General features: G+C 36.7%; 20 protein-coding genes. 14 read left to right on the top strand and 6 right to left on the bottom strand.

All coding sequences use genetic code 11. The annotated features are described in order from the left end of the window. Positions 1 to 36: 36 nt before the first annotated feature. From ABIB50_RS18970 to ABIB50_RS18950, 5 genes are read left to right on the top strand one after another with little or no spacing between them, the layout of a single operon-like run. Positions 37 to 1,230: an O-antigen ligase family protein gene (locus ABIB50_RS18970; RefSeq protein ID WP_429382298.1), complete on the top strand. Its 1,194-nt coding sequence runs from the start codon at positions 37 to 39 to the stop codon at positions 1,228 to 1,230. Between the two features lie 57 nt (positions 1,231 to 1,287). Continuing rightward, complete coding sequence (locus ABIB50_RS18965) at positions 1,288 to 2,325, top strand: hypothetical protein (RefSeq protein ID WP_429382296.1); 1,038 nt, start codon at positions 1,288 to 1,290, stop codon at positions 2,323 to 2,325. Between the two features lie 18 nt (positions 2,326 to 2,343). Beyond that, positions 2,344 to 3,189, top strand: coding sequence for a glycosyltransferase family 2 protein (locus ABIB50_RS18960; protein ID WP_429382294.1), 846 nt, complete (start codon positions 2,344 to 2,346; stop codon positions 3,187 to 3,189). A gap of 22 nt (positions 3,190 to 3,211) precedes the next feature. Continuing rightward, the gene (locus tag ABIB50_RS18955) at positions 3,212 to 4,144 is read left to right on the top strand and encodes a hypothetical protein (protein WP_429382292.1); all 933 of its coding nucleotides are present in this window, start codon (positions 3,212 to 3,214) and stop codon (positions 4,142 to 4,144) included. A 10-nt stretch (positions 4,145 to 4,154) separates the two neighbouring features. Then, the gene (locus tag ABIB50_RS18950; protein WP_429382290.1) at positions 4,155 to 5,315 is read left to right on the top strand and encodes a glycosyltransferase; all 1,161 of its coding nucleotides are present in this window, start codon (positions 4,155 to 4,157) and stop codon (positions 5,313 to 5,315) included. A 1,315-nt stretch (positions 5,316 to 6,630) separates the two neighbouring features. Here ABIB50_RS18950 and ABIB50_RS18945 read toward each other — a convergent pair. The 4 genes from ABIB50_RS18945 to ABIB50_RS18930 all read right to left on the bottom strand — a co-directional run bounded on the left by ABIB50_RS18945 (position 6,631) and on the right by ABIB50_RS18930 (position 12,090). Next, a complete protein-coding gene (locus ABIB50_RS18945; RefSeq protein ID WP_429382288.1) occupies positions 6,631 to 7,389 on the bottom strand; it encodes a WecB/TagA/CpsF family glycosyltransferase in 759 nt (252 codons plus the stop codon). A 1,259-nt stretch (positions 7,390 to 8,648) separates the two neighbouring features. Beyond that, complete coding sequence (locus ABIB50_RS18940) at positions 8,649 to 9,215, bottom strand: hypothetical protein (protein WP_429382286.1); 567 nt, start codon at positions 9,213 to 9,215, stop codon at positions 8,649 to 8,651. Positions 9,216 to 9,235: 20 nt separating this feature from the next. Next, positions 9,236 to 9,703: a hypothetical protein gene (locus ABIB50_RS18935; RefSeq protein WP_429382284.1), complete on the bottom strand. Its 468-nt coding sequence runs from the start codon at positions 9,701 to 9,703 to the stop codon at positions 9,236 to 9,238. Positions 9,704 to 11,718: 2,015 nt separating this feature from the next. Beyond that, on the bottom strand, positions 11,719 to 12,090 hold the full coding sequence (locus tag ABIB50_RS18930; protein ID WP_429382282.1) for a response regulator transcription factor: 372 nt from the start codon (positions 12,088 to 12,090) through the stop codon (positions 11,719 to 11,721). A gap of 499 nt (positions 12,091 to 12,589) precedes the next feature. Here ABIB50_RS18930 and ABIB50_RS18925 point away from each other — a divergent pair, with 499 nt between their 5' ends. From ABIB50_RS18925 to ABIB50_RS18900, 6 genes are all read left to right on the top strand, one after another. Next, positions 12,590 to 12,955: a hypothetical protein gene (locus ABIB50_RS18925; RefSeq protein WP_429382280.1), complete on the top strand. Its 366-nt coding sequence runs from the start codon at positions 12,590 to 12,592 to the stop codon at positions 12,953 to 12,955. Between the two features lie 347 nt (positions 12,956 to 13,302). Beyond that, positions 13,303 to 13,851, top strand: a complete 549-nt coding sequence (locus tag ABIB50_RS18920; protein ID WP_429382278.1) for a hypothetical protein — start codon at positions 13,303 to 13,305, stop codon at positions 13,849 to 13,851. A gap of 169 nt (positions 13,852 to 14,020) precedes the next feature. Continuing rightward, positions 14,021 to 14,299 (top strand): hypothetical protein, encoded by a 279-nt coding sequence (locus tag ABIB50_RS18915; RefSeq protein WP_429382276.1) that lies wholly within the window; start codon positions 14,021 to 14,023, stop codon positions 14,297 to 14,299. Positions 14,300 to 14,386: 87 nt separating this feature from the next. Further along, a complete protein-coding gene (locus ABIB50_RS18910) occupies positions 14,387 to 14,656 on the top strand; it encodes a hypothetical protein (protein ID WP_429382274.1) in 270 nt (89 codons plus the stop codon). 357 nt (positions 14,657 to 15,013) lie between these two features. Then, positions 15,014 to 15,289: a hypothetical protein gene (locus tag ABIB50_RS18905; protein ID WP_429382273.1), complete on the top strand. Its 276-nt coding sequence runs from the start codon at positions 15,014 to 15,016 to the stop codon at positions 15,287 to 15,289. A 442-nt stretch (positions 15,290 to 15,731) separates the two neighbouring features. After that, a complete protein-coding gene (locus ABIB50_RS18900) occupies positions 15,732 to 16,112 on the top strand; it encodes a response regulator (protein ID WP_429382271.1) in 381 nt (126 codons plus the stop codon). 223 nt (positions 16,113 to 16,335) lie between these two features. Here the strand turns inward: ABIB50_RS18900 and ABIB50_RS18895 are convergent, their stop codons facing one another. Further along, positions 16,336 to 16,683, bottom strand: coding sequence for a DUF4160 domain-containing protein (locus ABIB50_RS18895; protein WP_429382269.1), 348 nt, complete (start codon positions 16,681 to 16,683; stop codon positions 16,336 to 16,338). 280 nt (positions 16,684 to 16,963) lie between these two features. After that, positions 16,964 to 17,182, bottom strand: a complete 219-nt coding sequence (locus ABIB50_RS18890; RefSeq protein ID WP_429382267.1) for a helix-turn-helix domain-containing protein — start codon at positions 17,180 to 17,182, stop codon at positions 16,964 to 16,966. A 651-nt stretch (positions 17,183 to 17,833) separates the two neighbouring features. On the opposite strand from ABIB50_RS18890, the gene ABIB50_RS18885 reads away from it, so the two are divergent. The 3 genes from ABIB50_RS18885 to ABIB50_RS18875 all read left to right on the top strand — a co-directional run bounded on the left by ABIB50_RS18885 (position 17,834) and on the right by ABIB50_RS18875 (position 19,223). Beyond that, positions 17,834 to 18,094 (top strand): hypothetical protein, encoded by a 261-nt coding sequence (locus ABIB50_RS18885; RefSeq protein WP_429382265.1) that lies wholly within the window; start codon positions 17,834 to 17,836, stop codon positions 18,092 to 18,094. 237 nt (positions 18,095 to 18,331) lie between these two features. Next, positions 18,332 to 18,745 (top strand): DUF4267 domain-containing protein, encoded by a 414-nt coding sequence (locus ABIB50_RS18880; protein ID WP_429382263.1) that lies wholly within the window; start codon positions 18,332 to 18,334, stop codon positions 18,743 to 18,745. 1 nt (position 18,746) lies between these two features. Continuing rightward, positions 18,747 to 19,223, top strand: a complete 477-nt coding sequence (locus tag ABIB50_RS18875) for a hypothetical protein (RefSeq protein ID WP_429382260.1) — start codon at positions 18,747 to 18,749, stop codon at positions 19,221 to 19,223. Positions 19,224 to 19,296 lie beyond the last annotated feature (73 nt).

Here is a 19,296-nt window from a genome sequence, read left to right as displayed (position 1 = left end):
GTTAGAGAGTTTCTCGTGATATTTTTTTCGTATTTAATGATGGAAAATATTTTTTCCTGGTTGGTTTTGCCAATTTCAACCATACTTCTTGCTATTGAGAAGTTAATGAGTTTGGTCATTTTAGGTACTGTACTTTATCATTTCATGGATTTAAAGCGAAATGAGAAGATTTATATCGGAGCATTTTTATTTGTAATGTTAAGGCTGATCCTAGAATCTGTATTCAAATTCGGAACTTTATTTCAACAATTTACGTTATTTACGATTTTATTTCCGGTCGTTTTCGCTATTTACATAAAAGTAATTTGCCGCACGCTTGAGCTTGATTTATTAGATTTTATTGCCAAGTTTTATCTTGGAGTGTATGTATTAGTAATGGTTATATACGGGCGCGGCTTTAACTTTAGTTTGAATAGCGTTGAAATGAAAGATTACGGGCCATTTTCTGGCGATACCAGAATTATTCATGCGCGATCTATATTTATGATCATAATTCCGTTTTTATGGTCGTTAAGTAAAATGCTGAGATCTTTTAAAATAAAATATTTACTTGTTTTTTTATTTTGCCTGACAGTAATTTTAGTACATCAGCATCGCTCTGTTTGGGCAAGCACCATATTTGCTACGTTGATTTTTATGTTTATGGGCGTGCGGAACAATGTTCTGCATCTGCCTAAGGCAATTAACCTCATTATATTAACTTTGATTGCGTTTATCATTACAATTCTTGTATTATCAAGCATAGCACCAAATGTTATTAGCACCTTTACTGATAGATTTAGTGAAATTTTAGATCCTAACCGGGAAGGTGGAACTGGGCACTTCCGTGCGCAACAACGCGAGGCATATTTTAAACTTTTTTTGCAAAGGCCGGTTTTTGGTTGGACGTTCGATGGATTTGACATGCCAAATCCATTGGTAGATTGGTGGCCGCCGAAATCCGGCCAGCATTTTCATGAGGGATATATAGAAATGCTTTTTTATCATGGGGTAGCAGGCATTGTTTTAAAATATTGGATTTTGATTTACTTGGCATTTAAGGCTTTTAGTAAAAAGCTAAATCAGGAAGCAGTTGTTTTGATTTCATTTTGTACATCTGGCCTTATTTTTTCCTTTAGCTATGTATTGCCTTTAATTTTTTGGGGTCATGTAGGTTTATGTCTATATTACCTTGAGAAAGATGAGGATATAGTCGATGCTGCTGAGGTAAAAGAGTTAGAAATTACTTAAGTTGGGAATAACAAGTCATAATCAAGGAAAAATATAAAATTTTCAAAAACTAATTAAATGAATTACATATGCACTTGGTTTTGTGCCGATAAAGAAGGTGAGGAAAGTATTTTTCCTCAAACCGGCCAAAAATCTTCCAGTCAAAAACATCAAAATATATACTGGAGATGCGCGATTTTATTTTTTGTTACCAGTAGACGATTTAATAAAAACGAGCGACATGTATTCTTTACCAACGTGAAGCGGTTGCCGGAAGTTGATGGAAAAGAAGTGGCTAAAATCTTTGAGGACCTACAAGTTGAAATTATTTATACTGATTTCAAATATAAAACCCCTAAAGGCTACTTTGAGCTGTTTCAAAACCAGTTTTATGAGTTTTCCATACTCGAATATATCGTTAAACATAATAAGAACGGTACCGACAAATATCTGGTTGTAGACTCGGATTGTATCTTTCTTAGACCGGCAGCTAAATTGTTTAATTTAGCTGAAGTTACTGGTTTTATGTCATTCGAAGACGATTGTTCCACCGATTTAGTAATACATGGCCTATCATGTAAGGAAATGAAGGTGCTTTATGAAGATTTGCTAAATAAAACTATCAATGAAATACCGGGTTATCATTTAGGCGAATTTTTATTGGCTAGTGTTATAAACATAAGGACTATTTTTAATGATTTTGTGAAACTTTGGCCTGAATTGAAAAGGAGGTTTGCGGTTGGTTTGCCGAAGTTTAACGAAGAGGCGCAAACCCTAAGTTACATTTATTATAAAAATAACTTTTTTGCAAACCCTAGCCGCACCTTGATGAAACGCATCTGGACCAATCCTGTATTCTACAGAAATGTGGAACTGACTGATCCGAATTTGATATTGTGGCATCTTCCATCTGAAAAGACCTATGGACTGGCAGATTTGTATAATTTATTTATCGAAAAGGAAAATTATGGCTTGAATTTACCACTAGATGATTATTTAAATAAAATACAAGAAAAATTGGGTGTACCCAAATTGACGTTTGGAAAAAAAATCAAATATTATTTTGTAAGTTATTACCGCGCATCTTTGAAGAGGGTAAAAAGATATTTTAAATAAATTTTAACTGCATTCGTCATGATAAAAATCAGTGTACTTTTGGCAACGTTCAACCGCAAAGAGAAAACCTTAAGCTGCTTAAATAGTCTTTTTGCCCAAGAATTAGGTACTGATATTACTTTCGACGTTTTTTTGACCGACGATAACTCTACCGATGGAACGCCTAATATGATAAGGAAACAATTTCCAGTGGTGAATTTATTTGAAGGTAGCGGTTCACTCTTCTGGGCCGGTGGCATGCGTAATACGTGGAATGAAGCTTTAAAATTTAAGCCGGATTATTATTTGCTGCTAAACGACGATACAATTTTAAATCATGATGCTATTAGTGAGCTTTTACGATTTAATAAAGAAAATACAGCTCAAAAACGTGCCATTTGTATAGGTACCACTAAAGATAGAATTAGCGGTCAAATTTCATATGGCGGGCAAAAATTGTATAATAAAAAAAGCATTAAATACCATACATTTTACAGTGACACGGAGTACTTAGAATGTGACATGGCCAATGCAAATATTATGCTGGTACCTGAGCAGGTAGTGACAGAAATTGGAATTCTTTCTCAAAAATATACCCATAGTATAGCCGATCTCGACTATACTTTAAGAGCAAGAAAAGCAGGTTACAAGATTATAGTTATACCTGGCATTGTTGGTTTTTGTACTGATGATCACGGGAATAATTGGAAATCTGCCGATACAACATTAGTCGATAGGATCAAATATCTCAAGAGTCCCAAAGGACTGGCATATAATGAATATCTATATTTTATAAAGCAGCATTTCCCGTCACACTTACCCACCGCTTTTGTTAAATTATGGGCCAAAACATTATTTCCCGTAATATGGGACAAATTAAAGTAGATTTCTTAAATTGTAAAAAATTGTGGAAAAGATTATAATAGCCGTTTTTTGCTACAAAAGGGCAAATAAATTGAAAGAAGTTGTTGAGTCGTTACTTACAAATCCAGAATGTAGTGATATGGATATTGTTTTTTTTAGTGATGGATATAAGAGTAACCACGATAAACAAGGCGTTTTAGAAACCCGTGAATACATCAACTCTATCATCGGATTTAAAAGCCTTATAAAAAAATATAGGCGCGAGAATTTGAGTACTGGCCCGAACTTTATGAAAGGCCTTGAATTTTTAACGACGAATTATGAAAGATTTATAGTCATAGAAGATGATGTCGTTGCATCATCTAATTACATCAGGTTTTTATTGGACGCATTAGATTTTTATAAAGAAAAAAAGGCGATCTTTTGCGTCACGGGCTTCGTCACGCCTATAAAAGCAAAAAACTACATTTATGACACTATTGTCTATAAACGTTTTTGCTCGTCCGGCTGGGCCAGTTGGTCAAGCAGATTTACAAACGTAATATGGAATGAACGTGAGCTACAACGTTTAATAGACACCTCTCCAAATTTTATGAAGCGTTTAAATGCTGAAGGATATGATTTGGGCAGAATGATCAAGAAGCAAATTAGCGGAAAAATCTCTACTTGGGATGTGCAGCTTCAGGTTCATATAGCCGAAAATCGATTAAAAGTTATTTATCCCACTGTGTCAAAGACAAAAAATATTGGATTTGATGACGAGTCAACTAACAACTTCGGTGTGGATTTTTTAAAAACTAATATTGATAAAAGTAACAAAAGAGTATTCAAATTTTGCGAAGCTGATTTGATTGTACCAAATCTTGAAAAACAGATTAAAAAGACTTTCGCCCTGCCGACTTTAGTTACCAGGAAATTGACTAATGAGTTTATTAAGTTTGCTAATCTTACAAAAAAAGCACAACAGGGCATCTAAAAATTATCTCATGAAAATACTAATAATTCATACGACTTATAAATTACAGGGTGGAGAAGATGTTGTTGTTGCGAACGAAATGGAATTATTAAAATCAAATGGTGAAAACGTAGAATTATTAAAATTTTCAAATACCGGCAAGACCTTATTCAAGGTGCTACAACTTTTCTTCAATTACAAATCATACAATAAGACTGTAAAAACAATTGCCAATTTTAAACCAGATGTAGTGCATATACATAATCTACATTTTGCCGGTTCACCTTCGATAGTGTATGCACTAAAAAAAAAGAAAGTTCCTTTTGTTATCACTCTACATAACTACCGTTTATTGTGCCCTTCAGCAACGTTGTTTCATAACGGTAATTTCTTTTTCGAATCAGTGAAAAAATCGTTTTCTTGGAAAGCCGTACTAAAGGGCGTGTACCTAAACTCGAAAGTACTTACATTTTGGGTCAGCTGCTCTATGTGGTTACATCAAAAACTCGGCACATGGCAAAATGCTGCAAAGTTTATAGCTTTGGGTGAACACACCAAAAAAATATTTTTGGATTCAAAATACAAGGACCTCGTAGCCAATATTATGATTAAACCAAACTTTTGTTATCCCGCAAAAATTAAGACTGAGAAGGCCGACTATTATCTATATTTAGGTAGGCTTACTGAGGAGAAAGGGATATTGACGTTATTGAAAGCGTTTGCAAATAATGGACTTAAGTTAATAATAGCTGGCACTGGGCCATTAAGCAAAGAAGTGGAAGCACATGCCTTAAATTATAATAATATAACTTTTTTAGGGCATGTGGATAAAGATACAGCTAACGAATTGTTATCTAGGGCCATTGCTTTAATATTTCCTTCACTTTGGTTTGAGACCTTCGGGATGGTAATTATCGAAGCCTTTGCCTCAAGTACACCTGTAATTGCATCGAATCTTGGTCAGTTAGAATACACAATAGTAGAAAAATATAGCGGTTTGCATTTTACACCTGGTGATGAAGTCGATCTACAACAAAAAATAGACTACTATGACCGTTTAACCCCAATAGAGAAATTGGGATATCAAAACAATGCACTTAATAATTATATCGAAAATTACGCTCCTGACAAAAATCTCTATGAGTTATTAAATATTTATGACAAGGCCGTTAAAAGGAACAATATAAATTAAAAACATAAATTAATTTGTTGCCTAGAAATTTTTTATTATATCTTTTAACATTTTCTTCAATAAAAAAAATATTTTCCGCGGATCGCCGCCATATTTGTAGGGTTAAGACACAATTTAACAACCATTCAAAATCTAAATATCCAAAACATCATCAGATCTTTATCGACTCTACGTTGAACACAAAAATGCTATTTGGAAACATTCATTTCAATTATATTTTTTCTTAATTATTATAACCTCATTTATCTTATTTAGAAGGATTAGGTCTACAATATAACATCAGTATTCTAGTAATTTTTACTTAGCTACCCTATTCTACATCGGAAAATTTTAGTTCAGTATGGAAGTGTAGTAAGTCGGTATCACTCCGGGCACGTTGTAATAAATTGAGCCCTTATTCATTTTAATGTATTTAGTTGAATTGAAATTAAAGCGTTTCGGTAGGCAGCGTTCAGTTTAAGTAGAAATAAATGTATAAAAAAAATTTCCATTTATCACCATTTATTAATCAAGCACTATTTATCAGATTCTAATAAAAAATATTTAAACTTCGAACTTTTTCCGGAACGGTACTTATAAGTATTTGATCAACGTTTTTTATAAAAATTATAATCCCATCTTAGTAAATAATCAATATTTAAAAAAATTGACGCCAATCAAAGTATAGGCCGTTTTATATATCCCAATCTTCTGGTGGGTCAGTGTAAAACATAAAAGACAGCCAAGTGAAAAAAAGTGCTATGAACGTAACAATGGTGTAATGCCATAATCCAAATCCAATTAAGACTATAATTGAAGTAATCAGTGCTGAGCGTAGTATCGCCTTAAACATAATATAGCTAATCATAAATCAAATCTATGAACGTTTTTACGTTGGCTATGAAATAAGGTTACAATTTTATAAATTTTTTTTCAATAATTTTGAATCGCATTCAAAGCGGAGTCTTTTATTAAATATTTGAATAATCTCAATAAATATTCCGGTGTTTGCTTTAAATTATATAACTCTAAACACAATTAGGAGGTCGCTAGAACTCTTTTACTATATAATCTATAATAACCCTGCCACTGCAGTGTAATTGCTATAACGTTATTAATGCCATATATTGTGGAAGAGCCTTGGGTAGGCAAATTCAGAATGCAAAATTAAAATATTCGAAAACTATGATTGAGTTGGCAGAAGTAAAGCTAACCAATAATCATTTAAGCAATAAAATTAAATGTTTGAATTGGCTTATTGATAAATCACTGATGCTCACCCGCGCCGTGACAGCATCAAAATCGTAATTTCTTTTTATGATTATATTACCTATTTTTAATCATGATTATCAGTAGTTATAGTTATGAAATCATTTTTCGCTATTTCTTTAACCACTTTATACATAAAGATTGGGCCGTAGTACATGTATCGTTTCCACATACGTTTTGGCTCTTTACAAAGCCTAATAAACCATTCTAAACCTAAATTAATCCACACTTCTTTGGGACGCTTTACCGTTCCAGCGTAGAAGTCGAAGACAGCCCCAATTGAACATACTATCTTTGCATTAACCTGGTATTTATGCTCATTAACCCACTTTTCCTGTTTAGGTGCGGTCATTCCGACAAATAATACGTCGGGGTTACTTTCATTTATTTTTTGAACCATTTCCTCATTTTCTTCTTTTGAAAAATCATCTTTAAAAGGGGGGGAGAAGTAGTTAACTTTAATATTTGGAAGCTCCGATTTGATTCGGTTACTAATTTTTTCCAGTGTGTTTTTTGATGATCCTAAATAAAAGCAAGAACCCGAGTTTTTATTTAGTTCATTTATAAGGTAATTATGCAAATCAGTACCCGATATTTTTTTCAAACTCGTTCCCAAAGTGGATTTTATTGCTACAACGATACCAATTCCATCTGGTAAAAGAATATCAGAACTTATCAAAGCATTTTTAAAATTTGAGTCTTGCTCGGCAATACAAAAAGAATATTGATTAATAGTGTTAACAACTGTTTTCCGGCTAAAATCGACGCCACTTAATTCTCCGCAGAATACTTTGTACTCACTAAAAATATTCTTTACATTTTTCATATTAATTTAAAGGTCTGATTGATTACTCGCTGATAAAGGCATCGTTATTAAATACGTAATTGATAATTAAGTGGTTTGTATTTTCCTAAGAAATCTTGAATATTATTTCAGCAATTAATATTGCGTAATTTAAAGCAATAACGTTTTATTAAAGATAAATACGCTATTTCAATAGTAAATGTTTTAACTAAAACAAAAATATTTATAATATTAAATAAAATAGGTATAATTTCCTTATTAATTTGAATTATTAGCCAAAATATCCTTTTTAATGAATAACCCTAGCTAGCTAAAATTTATAAACCTTGCCTATTAAAATGATATTTATAATTATTCGTCTTCATTGCTGGGTACATGTCAAATATGGTCATAAGTTACTGCTTATTTTTTGGTAAAATTGATCTAAAATTTCAGCTAAAGCCAAGTAAACTGGAAACTTAAGACGCATGCTGACGATTCTCTAGCTAATAGCAGTTGATTTTATTTCGGGGCAGATGTAGCTAGCAGCAGTGCAAATTAAGCCCCTTGTACACTCCCATGGCATGAAATTAAAGAACACTGAAGAATGGTGTGAAGGTCAACCGGGCTTGCATTGATTATTGATTGGTTTTTGGAGTTTAGATGTCTTTTCGAATAGAATTTTTAATTATTTCAAGGTGTTGCCAGTAGGCATTGCAACTCTTTTCGGAGAAAATAAAATCCGCTCAAATCGACAACCCAAGGATCGTGTTAAAATCCATTTTGGCTTAAATAATGCTTGTTAAAATGGCTGATAGGGTCTTACCGAAATGATATCGAATCTCGTTACTTCAAAGTTGTTTGGTAAGAAGCTAGGCAATTATAGAGCAAAGGTTTTTTGCAGGATTCTTCCTTAGGTGTGTACAAATTAAAATTGCTATCCAATTGGTTGGCGTCCCATCACAATTATGTATTGTATAGTCTCTATTTAGAATATATAATAACATACAAAAGAGATGGTAATACTGTTAGAAAAGTGCAAAAAAAAGGATGATATTTGTTAAACGATTAACACGCCTGGAAAATTTATGAAAAGTATCCCCATAATGAACGGTATTGAAATTAACTGAATCATATGTATTAGAGGTATATCTTGATATTCCGGAACCATTGATCACCTCGTTCCGGAATAGCGAACAATTGGTTCCGCGACACTTTTACCATATCAATTCATTGACTACTAATTGCCATTTTCTAAGGATTACACAAATCGATGCTTTACATCCTACGGAATCGCTTGGTCAAGCCTCGCAGATTATCCACTGAATGTCACCAACTGATTCGTAGGTATCAAAGGGAGAGAAGTTGGATTTAAGCAACTCGCAGTATTTCATCTGCGGTACTTTCAGGTAAGTTGTATTCAGCTTATAAGTAGCGTGCATCAAAAGGCATAACAGATTTTGATAGCCCGGTGCCGTTTGATAAAAATGTGTGCTATTGCTTACCACCCAAATTTGTTTCTGGTCATCTAATTGAAAAAGCCTTCCCAGCAAGTTTTTGATCTCGTTTTCATTGCTAAAAGCCTGTGGCACCTGCATCAACTGGCAAACCTGTACATCCAGTAAGGTACACCAAAGGTCAAATATATTATTGGCGGGGTATCGTAAAGAAATATGATTATTAAAATAAGTAGCTGCAATCTGCGGCGGTGCGGGTTTCAGCGCAGGTTCTACTGGTGCTTCAGCTATCGGTTCCGGTTTTACTTCCGGCTCAGGCATTTTGACAATAGGATAAACTTTGACTACCGGCGGCGGCAGTTGTGTTTCCTTCAAGCTTTTTAGGTTACTGTATTCCTGGAATCCTTTCACCAGTGATGCCTGTATATAGCCTAATGCATATAGTACTTCAGGAATGGCAAAGCCTTCAAATATAGATTGGCATAGCAGTAAGAAATAAAATCCCGGAAGGACTGCTTTTTCTGCTCCAGCTCCAGGGATAAAAAAGCCTGGTCGATCTCCTCATAAAACTGCGCAGAGCCAGTTGTATACCCATTATAAAACAGTCCTGCCAATTCTTTAGTGTAAGCTTCTTCAATTGGCTTGATGTTATTGACCGGTATCTTGTTATCTGCCGGTAATGTATTCTTAAAAACCTTCAGCAAATTAGGTTCACTCACATAAAATTGCTGGCCTTCATTCAGTTCAATCTTGTCAGAAAGAAAGCTGCTGTCAAAGTTGAAGTGAAAATCATCAGGTCCTAATAGACTATCGGTTGATTGCAGGAACGGATATTTACTATTGTTATTTGTATTGACACCAACGGTTGGATGAAATGCTTTGAGGTTTAAGAAATACATAGGCAGCTTAAAATTTATCAACGGCAAAACTGCGCAAATAGTTTGCTTATCCTTAATGTCGGATATATTAAGCTTACCTGTCAATATTCTACATGCTGTGTAGAATATTAGAAACTTTAATGCGAACAAGATGACAGATTTGTTTACTATATGGATATCCTGTTAATATTGCTGTGCATCGTAAGCGATTGGAATATGTTAATAAATTATTTATCGGTAACAGTATTGCCAAAGCTGTCAATATTATTTGAAGTTTTTAAATTTTGAGATCCGCTGGATCCATTTTGTGAATTTCGAAAAATACTTTGTTAAGATGATCGAAATCAGCATCCGTAGTCATGAGCATCAGACCAAGTAAAGCGGCCGTGGAAGCAATACAAAGATCATTCTTGCCCATATTACGGGCAGTATTTGGGTAATCATTGAAAGACGGATTTTACATTGAGAGTAGGCGTCTATCTCAGCATAAGTGTCAATGAGATTTTTATTAATTTCAATAACCAGCATCTCGTCTAGTAGAACATCAACCAACCCCTGCTTTTTCGCTCCCCAGCCGTTTTGCAGAGCAATGAATTTTAATTCAGCTACTGTAGCAACCGATATGAATATCTATCGTTATTGTGGTTAACACGTTGTAGTAATTTTAAGGAGTAATCCTTGGCAAGATGGATAAGGATGTTTGTATCAAACAATAAATTCATTTACTGTTTTTTAGCGGTTCCAATGCTGATTATGCTTCGTCATCTATTAGGAAAGCTTCCTTTGGGAAATCTTTAAGGCGCGCCGCGAGATTTTGCGATTTTTTATCCATTTTGGCAGCGAACCCAGTAGCGCCCCCGGCAGCTAAAATTTCGGTAATAGAATGTGTTTTTACTTTAAAGAAGGAGTGTTGGGTTTCTCAACCTGCTTGAATACCTGTTTTTTTCATGACTTGTCCTCTTTATAACAAAATTACAAAAAAACTTTCGATTATGTTATTTTGGGAATTGTATATGGGTCATTTTCAACTTCTGGTTGGCTATTAGTTTATTATTTAATATAAGTCATTTATTATATTTACTTATTAAATCGATGTTTTTAAACTATTGGAACCCGTGGGAAGCTTTAAAAAAATGAAATATAGTAACGACATAATTCTATGCATAATCAAGACGCCTATTAACGTTTCCGCCTTTCCTATCACATAATGGACGAATCGAATACACATGTTCATTTATTTAATAAAAATGGACATGTAAATTTCTTGATATAGGACTATTTCTTAAATTGATACTCCAAAAAAATCCTATACAGATTTTATGTTCTCAAGATGTTTAATGCCAAATTTAAGCGGCACCTCAAATTCCAAGATTTTAAGGTGATCGATAATTTTCAATAACAAAACGCCATATTAGAATAAGGCTTTGCCCAAATTCTATGTAAAGCACAATCCTCAAATCTGCTCTTTCTATGGATAATCCGGGAGGCTTGACCAGGCGATTCCGTAGGATGTAAAGCACCGATTTGTGTAATAGCTTTAGAAAATGACAATTAATCGTCAGTGAATTGATATGGTCAATGCGTATCGGAACCAATTGTTCGCTATTCCGGAACGAGGTGATCAATGGCTCCGGAATATAAAACAAACTGTACTATAGAGATTTATATACAATGGACATAATCAGGGTAGAATAAAAAAGCCCCTGGGCCTGCCCGGGCACAGGAGCAATTTAAAAATAGTATATGAACTCAAATTTAGTAATAATTCAGGACAATAAAAGCATTACGAATTAAATAAAAAAGCTCCTGCCAGTTATTACACCAAACAGGAGCCCTAATTGAAAAACTCTACTCAAATACAAACATAATGAAAACACTCGAAAAACCAAACTTCAGCCTGCTATAATACAAACTATCTGGGAAATAAAAAAGCTGCCCCGTTGGAGACCGGGCAGCTAAAGGGGTACATTTATTATTTGAAAAAAATCTAATTACTTAAGGAGTGAAATGCGAAATTGTTTGCGAAAGTTATTGGATTAATTGCCCGGGCCAGTAATGGCGCAATGTTCCGCAACCTTGAATAGAAGGTGATCAATGTCAAACGGCTTGGCTATAAAATCGTCAGGCGCTCCAGGCGGCTTTAATGTACTCTTAATCTTGTAACTGGCTGAAATTAAAATGACCGGTTGCCGATATACAGATTTTATTTTTCTACAAATCTCTCTTCCATCCATCGTTCCTAACATAATGTCCATTAAAACCAAATTAGGTTTGAACATATCAATTTCTTCGAAGACGGTATCACCAGATAGTAATGCCTTAATTTCATACCCATTGTCCTCCAAAATAATTGTGATTAAAGAAACGATGTCTTCATCATCTTCAAGTACGAGAATCTTTCCTTTCATGGTGGCAGTTTGTATTATTCATTTTCCACGAAAACCGGGCCAGTATGGTTAAATGTTAAAGAAAGAAGAAAATTATTTTCTATTGGTGGTAGATAATTAGGCAAGTAGTTAAGCGACAGGTCCAAGCGTTTGATTTCCGCGAAGAAATGTATCGATGGTATTTGTAAGCACATCAATATTAAAAGGCTTATTAATATAAGCATCTGCCTTGCAATCGTTAGCAATTCTCTCTAAGCCGTTCAAAAGAGAAATCAACACCACCGGGATGAAAAAATCATACATCCAATGGGAGCAAACAGCACATCATTAAATCAGGAACCAGCGGTAACCCAAGCGGCAACACCCATGCAAAGCGAATAAAACAACTTCTTGAAGGCTTACTCGAAAAAGCATTATCTGCCATCGAAGACGAGCTTATCAATGGCAGTCCTGAGGTAAAAAGGGAATTGTTTATAGGCCTTGCCGGTGTGATGTATCCTACTAAAAAACTTATAGCATAATGAGCAAATTACTAGTAAGCCAGGACGACAGGCTTTTAAACGCAATCATGTCAGACATTAAATACTTCGTTCCCTTATTCGAGCGTGTAAAGACCACCTATTCGGCTGTCGGCTCTGGCAATATTTCCGATGCTGACTTTGCTTTGATTAAAGCCGGCAATGCGGAGCCTATCGTGCAGCGTTATCATGCTAATGTGATAGATAACTTATTAGCCACCTCTCTTATATCAGATATATCGGAGTACGTGGAAACGGGGCTTATAGTAGGACCTATGACAGATTTTACCTTGCCGTTCGGGATTTTGCCAATGCCGAAGCCAAGCCACAATATGAAGTCCGTTATACACCTCGTGATGGTAAATTAAAAGTTGCGGATATTTCCTTAGTAAATAATCAACTGGCTATATCGGATCAGGCCAAAGAAACGATCGCGGACTCTTACTGCCGGTTTATACTGACACTGTTACCGAAGGCCAATTAACAACCCTTGCGCAGACTCTTGCCGACAGTTTAGCGGTATTCAGGGCAAACTTGAGACATTAGGTATACCATTTACTCCACCCGACGGGAAACCAGGAAGCAACGCTAAAGCTTACTTGAGTAATTTCCTTACTATAGCTACAAACAAGCAAATAACTATCAACCCTGGCATTGTTAGAGCCGCTGTTACCTATGCGGATCGTAAGGCCACACAATTAACTGCGATATAATTATGGACAGAACATTAATTAAACAAGATAACGATTTGCTGAAAAGCATTTGCGGGGATCTGCGAAAGTTTCGAGCAACATTTGCGCCGGTAGTGGAAGCGTTTGATCAATTCGAAATAGGTTCAATCACCAATGATATTTTTATTGACATAATTGCCGGTAATCATAACACGGTTATCGATAACTATAGAAAATCACTGAGTGATCACCTGGACAAAACGCTGGTTAAAAACTCAACATTAAAGCGCATAGTGCTGGCCGGTACCGAGGAAACGATAGCTAACTTCATAAGGGCATGTTCGGCATTTGTTAATACTGATGCGGCACCGAGTCCATACGGATTGGATAAAGACCGTACCATGTTCTTGACGGCAAAGCGGCTGTCTCTTATTGGCGGCGAGTTATGCATATCTGATAAAACAAAGGAGCAGCTTTTAGAAAGCTATTGCCACCTGTATGTGGAAACCGAAGCCGATCATTTGATCTACACCGCGCTATTGAACATGCAAGCATCGTTAGAAGTGCCCTGTTTACGTTGGGTATGCCCATGAGTGTTTATGATATGAATGGCGGTCGCGGCTACCAAGTTGACGCCCATATAAACCAGTTCTTTAAATGCCCAAAGGACAAGCAGGTTAAAATAATACCCGAAACCGTTAAATGGGCAGCCGGCTATCTCGAAAGCCAAAAAAGAATGCAAAACCAATTCAACCGCTAAACATGCAAAAAACGATAACAGCGCCAATAGCGCCTAAAATAAAATTTCTTGGCCTTGTTAAAACGTTCGGTGGGTTTGATGATCTTAAAAAGCTAAGCACTGGCCTGGGCAGCGGTAAAGTGGTAGGTGACAATCTATCCTACGATATAAAGCCAGCCTATTTAGTATCAGGCCATCACCTGAGCCTTACTACGTGTATGCACGGCTGCCTAAAGCAGGCAAAGAGGGTACTCTGGAATTACACCGCCAACCTGTGTTCGGAGATGACAAAGACCGCATGATACTCCTTAAGGAGGCAACATTCGACAATTTACAGTTTGACACATTTGAGGTATTAAAAAATGACAGATAGAGAGCAGTAAATTGAAATGCGGAATGAAATTATTCTTTCGCGCATGCAAGGCCAATCTGAAGAGGCAAAGAGCAGGGCGATCCAACACATTGACCGTTTGGATTTTGCAGACAGAGCCGACTTTATGGGTTGGGTTGCCGAGATAACCGGCACCGAACCTGAGAAGGGAGCCAGCTCAAACCTGACAGACAGAGAGCTGGATGATATTGCCGGTGAAATAATACCAAGCTTTAAAAAGCAGGGCAATTACGTCCCAGGGCCCGGCGAACACCGCAATCCGAAATAGATGAGGTATTTAAAAACATGCAGTTGTAATGATCACACACATGGCTAACCTACCGGGATGGATACAGGGCGGGATAATGACGGCTGGTTACATTAACCCAGGCTCATAATATTGATAAACTCCGCGAAAACGAGATATCCCTAGTGGCGTAAACGTCGATATCTACCACCATAGCGAAGGCACCGACTCCTAATATTGCGATATCAGAAAATACTATCTGACCTGGAAACAAATAATGCATGAGGCCGATGTCAAAATAGCGTGCGGCCAATATCTGTTCACTAGTGTTATTGAATACAAAACAGGTATCCATTTTGTAAGTAGGAAATCCAATAAACCGAACTTAGATTAAAACCTATGTCATTTACAATATTAGGGTTAGGCCGTTGGGGCGAAAATATTTACGCGATCAAGGACAAAAGCAGTGGAGCCGGATCTTCGCTTAACGGAGAGATTGTCAACTGGAAATTTAAAGATGATAATTCACTTAAAAGTCATAAGATCGCTGATAATATTTATTGCACTGGTGGCGGTATTTGCGATATGAGCGACAGGCTGTTAAATCATATAAAGCAATCAGGCGCTCAATTGCCCTCTGAGATAATGAGGCAGCCAAACAATCAGATCGCCTGATTTCGCCACCCTTCGGTGCATGTATTACTTCACAAGGTATATTCACAACAGATGACGCAGGGGCAGATGCTAATATTTTATCGGGCGGGTTAGTACAATTAGACGCTAGTCAATCTTTAGTAGTTCGTGATGGAGGGTTGACTTGGGCGGCAGGTAAATCAACGGTCGTTCAATATACTTATCCTGGTGGCACTTATCGCTATATGCTCTTTGTTAGCGGGATATTGATTGATGATAATTTTATTCCGTAAAGTTCATGCTAACCATCACACCAAATACCATGGCCAGCCATTCTTTGCGAAGTGAGGGTCTTACTCACCTCGATGGATAAAAATATCGGCTCGGCTAGTGGGAGCTTAGGGGCTAATGGAAAAATTTGGTAACATTACCGTCTCAATTTACGTTGTGGCACACAATTGGTTACCTAGGTTAAAAATACACCATGAAAACCCCATTTCGTACCTGCTTACTCATAGACGATAGTCATTTGGACAATTTAATAAATTCAGAGATTATTAAAATGGACAATTTTGCGATTGAAGTTGTTATAACCGAAGCTCCTGAAAAAGCCCTTTTACTTTTAAGTAGCGGGAAGATCAAGCCTGATATCATTTTCTTGGATATTCGTATGCCCGAAATGAGTGGGTTTGAATTTTTAGCTGAATATGATCAACTGGATATCGATAAAGCGCATACAAAAATTTTCATGTTATCCTCATCGTTAGATCCTCGCGATGTTCGTAAGGCTATAGAAAATAAGTACGTATCAGGATTCTTAACGAAGTGCCTGACACGGGATGTATTGATGAAAATTGCGAGTTAATGTTATCCGGGTAGGCAGCCGCAGGGAGTTTAGGGGGCTAATGGTAAGATAATTTAACGTGCAACCTTCCCACACCAAGCCCCGTATAAGCACATGGGTTTGGTGTCATGATTCAGTTTAAATGTGAAAGCCGGTGTTGTAGCCGGCTTTCTTTGTTTGCGGGGGTGAGTGATTCATCAGGCAATCAAAGCGCTCCGGGCACATTGCCGATAAGCATCATGTTTTACCCAATATAAGGTGATAGGATAGTATGTAAAATAATTTCACCTTTATTGCTTTTAGCAAATAATTCTATTTTTTTCAAATCAGCATCACTGATTTCCCCGCTCAAATACTTACAGCCATCAATAGTAAATTTTGCATTAAGACTGCCATCTTTATTTTTAACGTGAAAATGGCGGGGCAGCAGATTATCAAAAATAATAACCTGTAACCCATCCATTGAATCCCCAACTCTATCATTAATAGATAAGTTAACGTTTTTCAAGTGTATATCGGCTACCTCATCGCTCATTAACAAATAGGGCGTGAGGGTAGTTAATAGTAATTTTTCGAGTAGTTCTTTATTCATATCGTAAATATATAAAATCATTGAGGCAAACCCAACAAGGGAACACTGCCCATCAAAGCTAAGTAGGGCGAAACGTCCCTAGTGATGTTTGTTTACTGTACAAATTGCCCGTAAAAGCTTAAAAATTGTCTTTAATGAGAATAAATTGCAACCTTCTATAACCCTACCTCGTACAAGCACAAAGGTTTAGTGCCGTGGTAATTAGTTAGAGTAAAAGCCGGTTTGTAGGGAGCCGGCTTTTGTTGTTGGGATGGAGTATGTGGCGTGCTTTTAAGATCCCTTAAGCCGACTTGGCCCTCTTAATTGGAGTTACTGAAACCTCCATATCTAAGGCTTCGCAAATTTGCATTAGTCTCTTCATAGAAATGAAAGATACTCCATTTTCAACGTTCCGGATAGTATCATCTTTTACATTAAGCATAGCGGCAAGTTCCCTTTGCGTTATTTTTCTCTCTTTACGGCGTGCTTTCAAATCTGCACCTATTAATTCTTTATTCATGTAGTTGAAATTAGCTAATTGCTAATCAGACTTTCTAACGCTAAAATCATTTAAATTGTTATTATGAGTTAATTATTTTTCTTGAATGTCTCTTATGATTAAATATTATGGCAAATAAATATTGTATGGGTTTATCGCATAGCAGAGATGGGCTAATAAAAAAGCAGCAACATTTAGTTAGCTGCTTTAATTGCTGTGCAGATTTAACTTTGCATATATTTGCATAGCTCAGGGGTGGCTGCTCACGTGGCCAGATGATTTTCTATAAAATTATTTGTTTGGCCACCCCCTGGGCTTTTTTATTTCCCATTTGTCAGCCAGTTTACAAAAATTTTAGCCATCGGCGGCTTAATAGCAAAAGCCATTGACTCAGCCACAAGAACAGCTGTAATCACGGCAGAAGTACCGGCTACGGTAAGGCTTTATCTGGATGGGATTATTGATCAATGGTGGGTAAAGCCTGATGCAAGCGGCGCAGTATTCCTGCTTAACCTCAGCGATAAAGACAAATCTGAAAAATAATGAAAGCACTGCCTTTGGGCGTGGCCCGAATGATGGATTTTGAACTGATCCCATTGGCACCACTAAGTCCATTACGCATGCTTTTGAAAGATTAATCACCAAAAATTGACGAACATTAAAACTAATATAATGAATACGATCATAAATAACTACGCTGTTGCAGTTGCCGCAGGCAATAAAAGTAATGTAGGCGCAACATTTACAACTAACGTTACAGTAATGCCCCCGGCAGGCAAACAACCCGTCGAAGGAATAGGAAAAGCCGCCACTATGCTAAGTGCTGCCGCAACTGCCGTTGATGAGTTTAAACCGGTACGTAGTTTTGAAACGAATGAAAACTGGTCTTCCGTTGTTTTTGAAGGATCATTAGATGGGTTTATATCAACCTGATCTACCAAGTGCGGTCGCTTTATAATGATCCGCCCGAAGCTCGCTATCAGCTTTTTTTATCGAAGTTCCCCGAGATCGGGCAACCCATACCGCAATACTATATCGCCTCCTATGTTGGGATAAAGCCTCAGTCATTAAGCCGGATAAGAAAGCGGCTGACCGGAAAGCATTAATTAACCTGAGTGAACGAAAGCGTATTTTTTGTTTATGACCTTTGTGTTATAAATAGATTATAACATGAAAACAAAAGTTGAAACGGCTCATTGGGGCTTCCGCTCGGTATCCTGGATGGCCCTGCTCATCGTGGTAGGAATTATTTTCATAGGCGTTAGGTTCATACTGGTTCCGCGAGCCGGTGCGGCAGGATTTGGAATTCCGCTGTCCAGCAATGCGGACCTTGCCTTTGGTAGGATAAAAGAGATCCGTGATATATTTTCCGGTTTAGCGCTTTTACCCTTACTCTTTTTTAAAATGGGGAAGGCAACAGCTTACGTCTATACGGCGGCTATCATTGTCCCGGCTACAGATTGCTTGCTTGTTTACTTGAATCACGGGCCAGCCCTTTCACAGCTCGTCCACGGAATAACCACATTTTATATGGTGACTACCAGTTTTCTATTATTCAGGGATACACAAAAAACCACAACCTGATATGAATATATTAATGCTGAGACAACTCCTGCTGATCGCACATCTTACCGGCTTTGTATTGATGGCCGGAACGACGGTTACCGAATTTGTAGCTTATCGTATTTTGATCTTCCAATTTAAATTTAACGGGGAGGTAGTTGGTGGAATAAGAAGGCTCATGTCAGGCCTAACTACAGTTTTAACGGCAGGAGGGATATTATTGACTCTTTCCGGAATAGGCTTGACATGGATAACGGGCGGCATTTTTCTGCATCAGTTATGGCTTCAGTCAAAATTGTTACTGGTCGTGGTGCTTGCGCTTAATGGAATATTTTTTGGAGGAAAGCAGCTCAAACAGATCGAAAACAATTTGTCCAAAAAAAATATTGATGCAGGTGAAAAGGTTAGCGGCAAGGTGATTAAACTTAATATTTTTTATATCATTCAGATAGCGATATTCTTTGCAATCGTTACGTTGGCCGTTTGCAAGCTAAATTAAAATTATACTTTTTGCCTTTAGTTGAACAGTTATGATGTCAACAAGTTAAAATTGGGATATATCTTCGTCCAAG

It is taken from the genome of Mucilaginibacter sp. UYCu711, assembly GCF_050433825.1.
Lineage (GTDB): Bacteria > Bacteroidota > Bacteroidia > Sphingobacteriales > Sphingobacteriaceae > Mucilaginibacter.
Note: the sequence above shows the minus strand (reverse complement) of the source record. Positions and strands in the feature narration are given on the sequence as shown.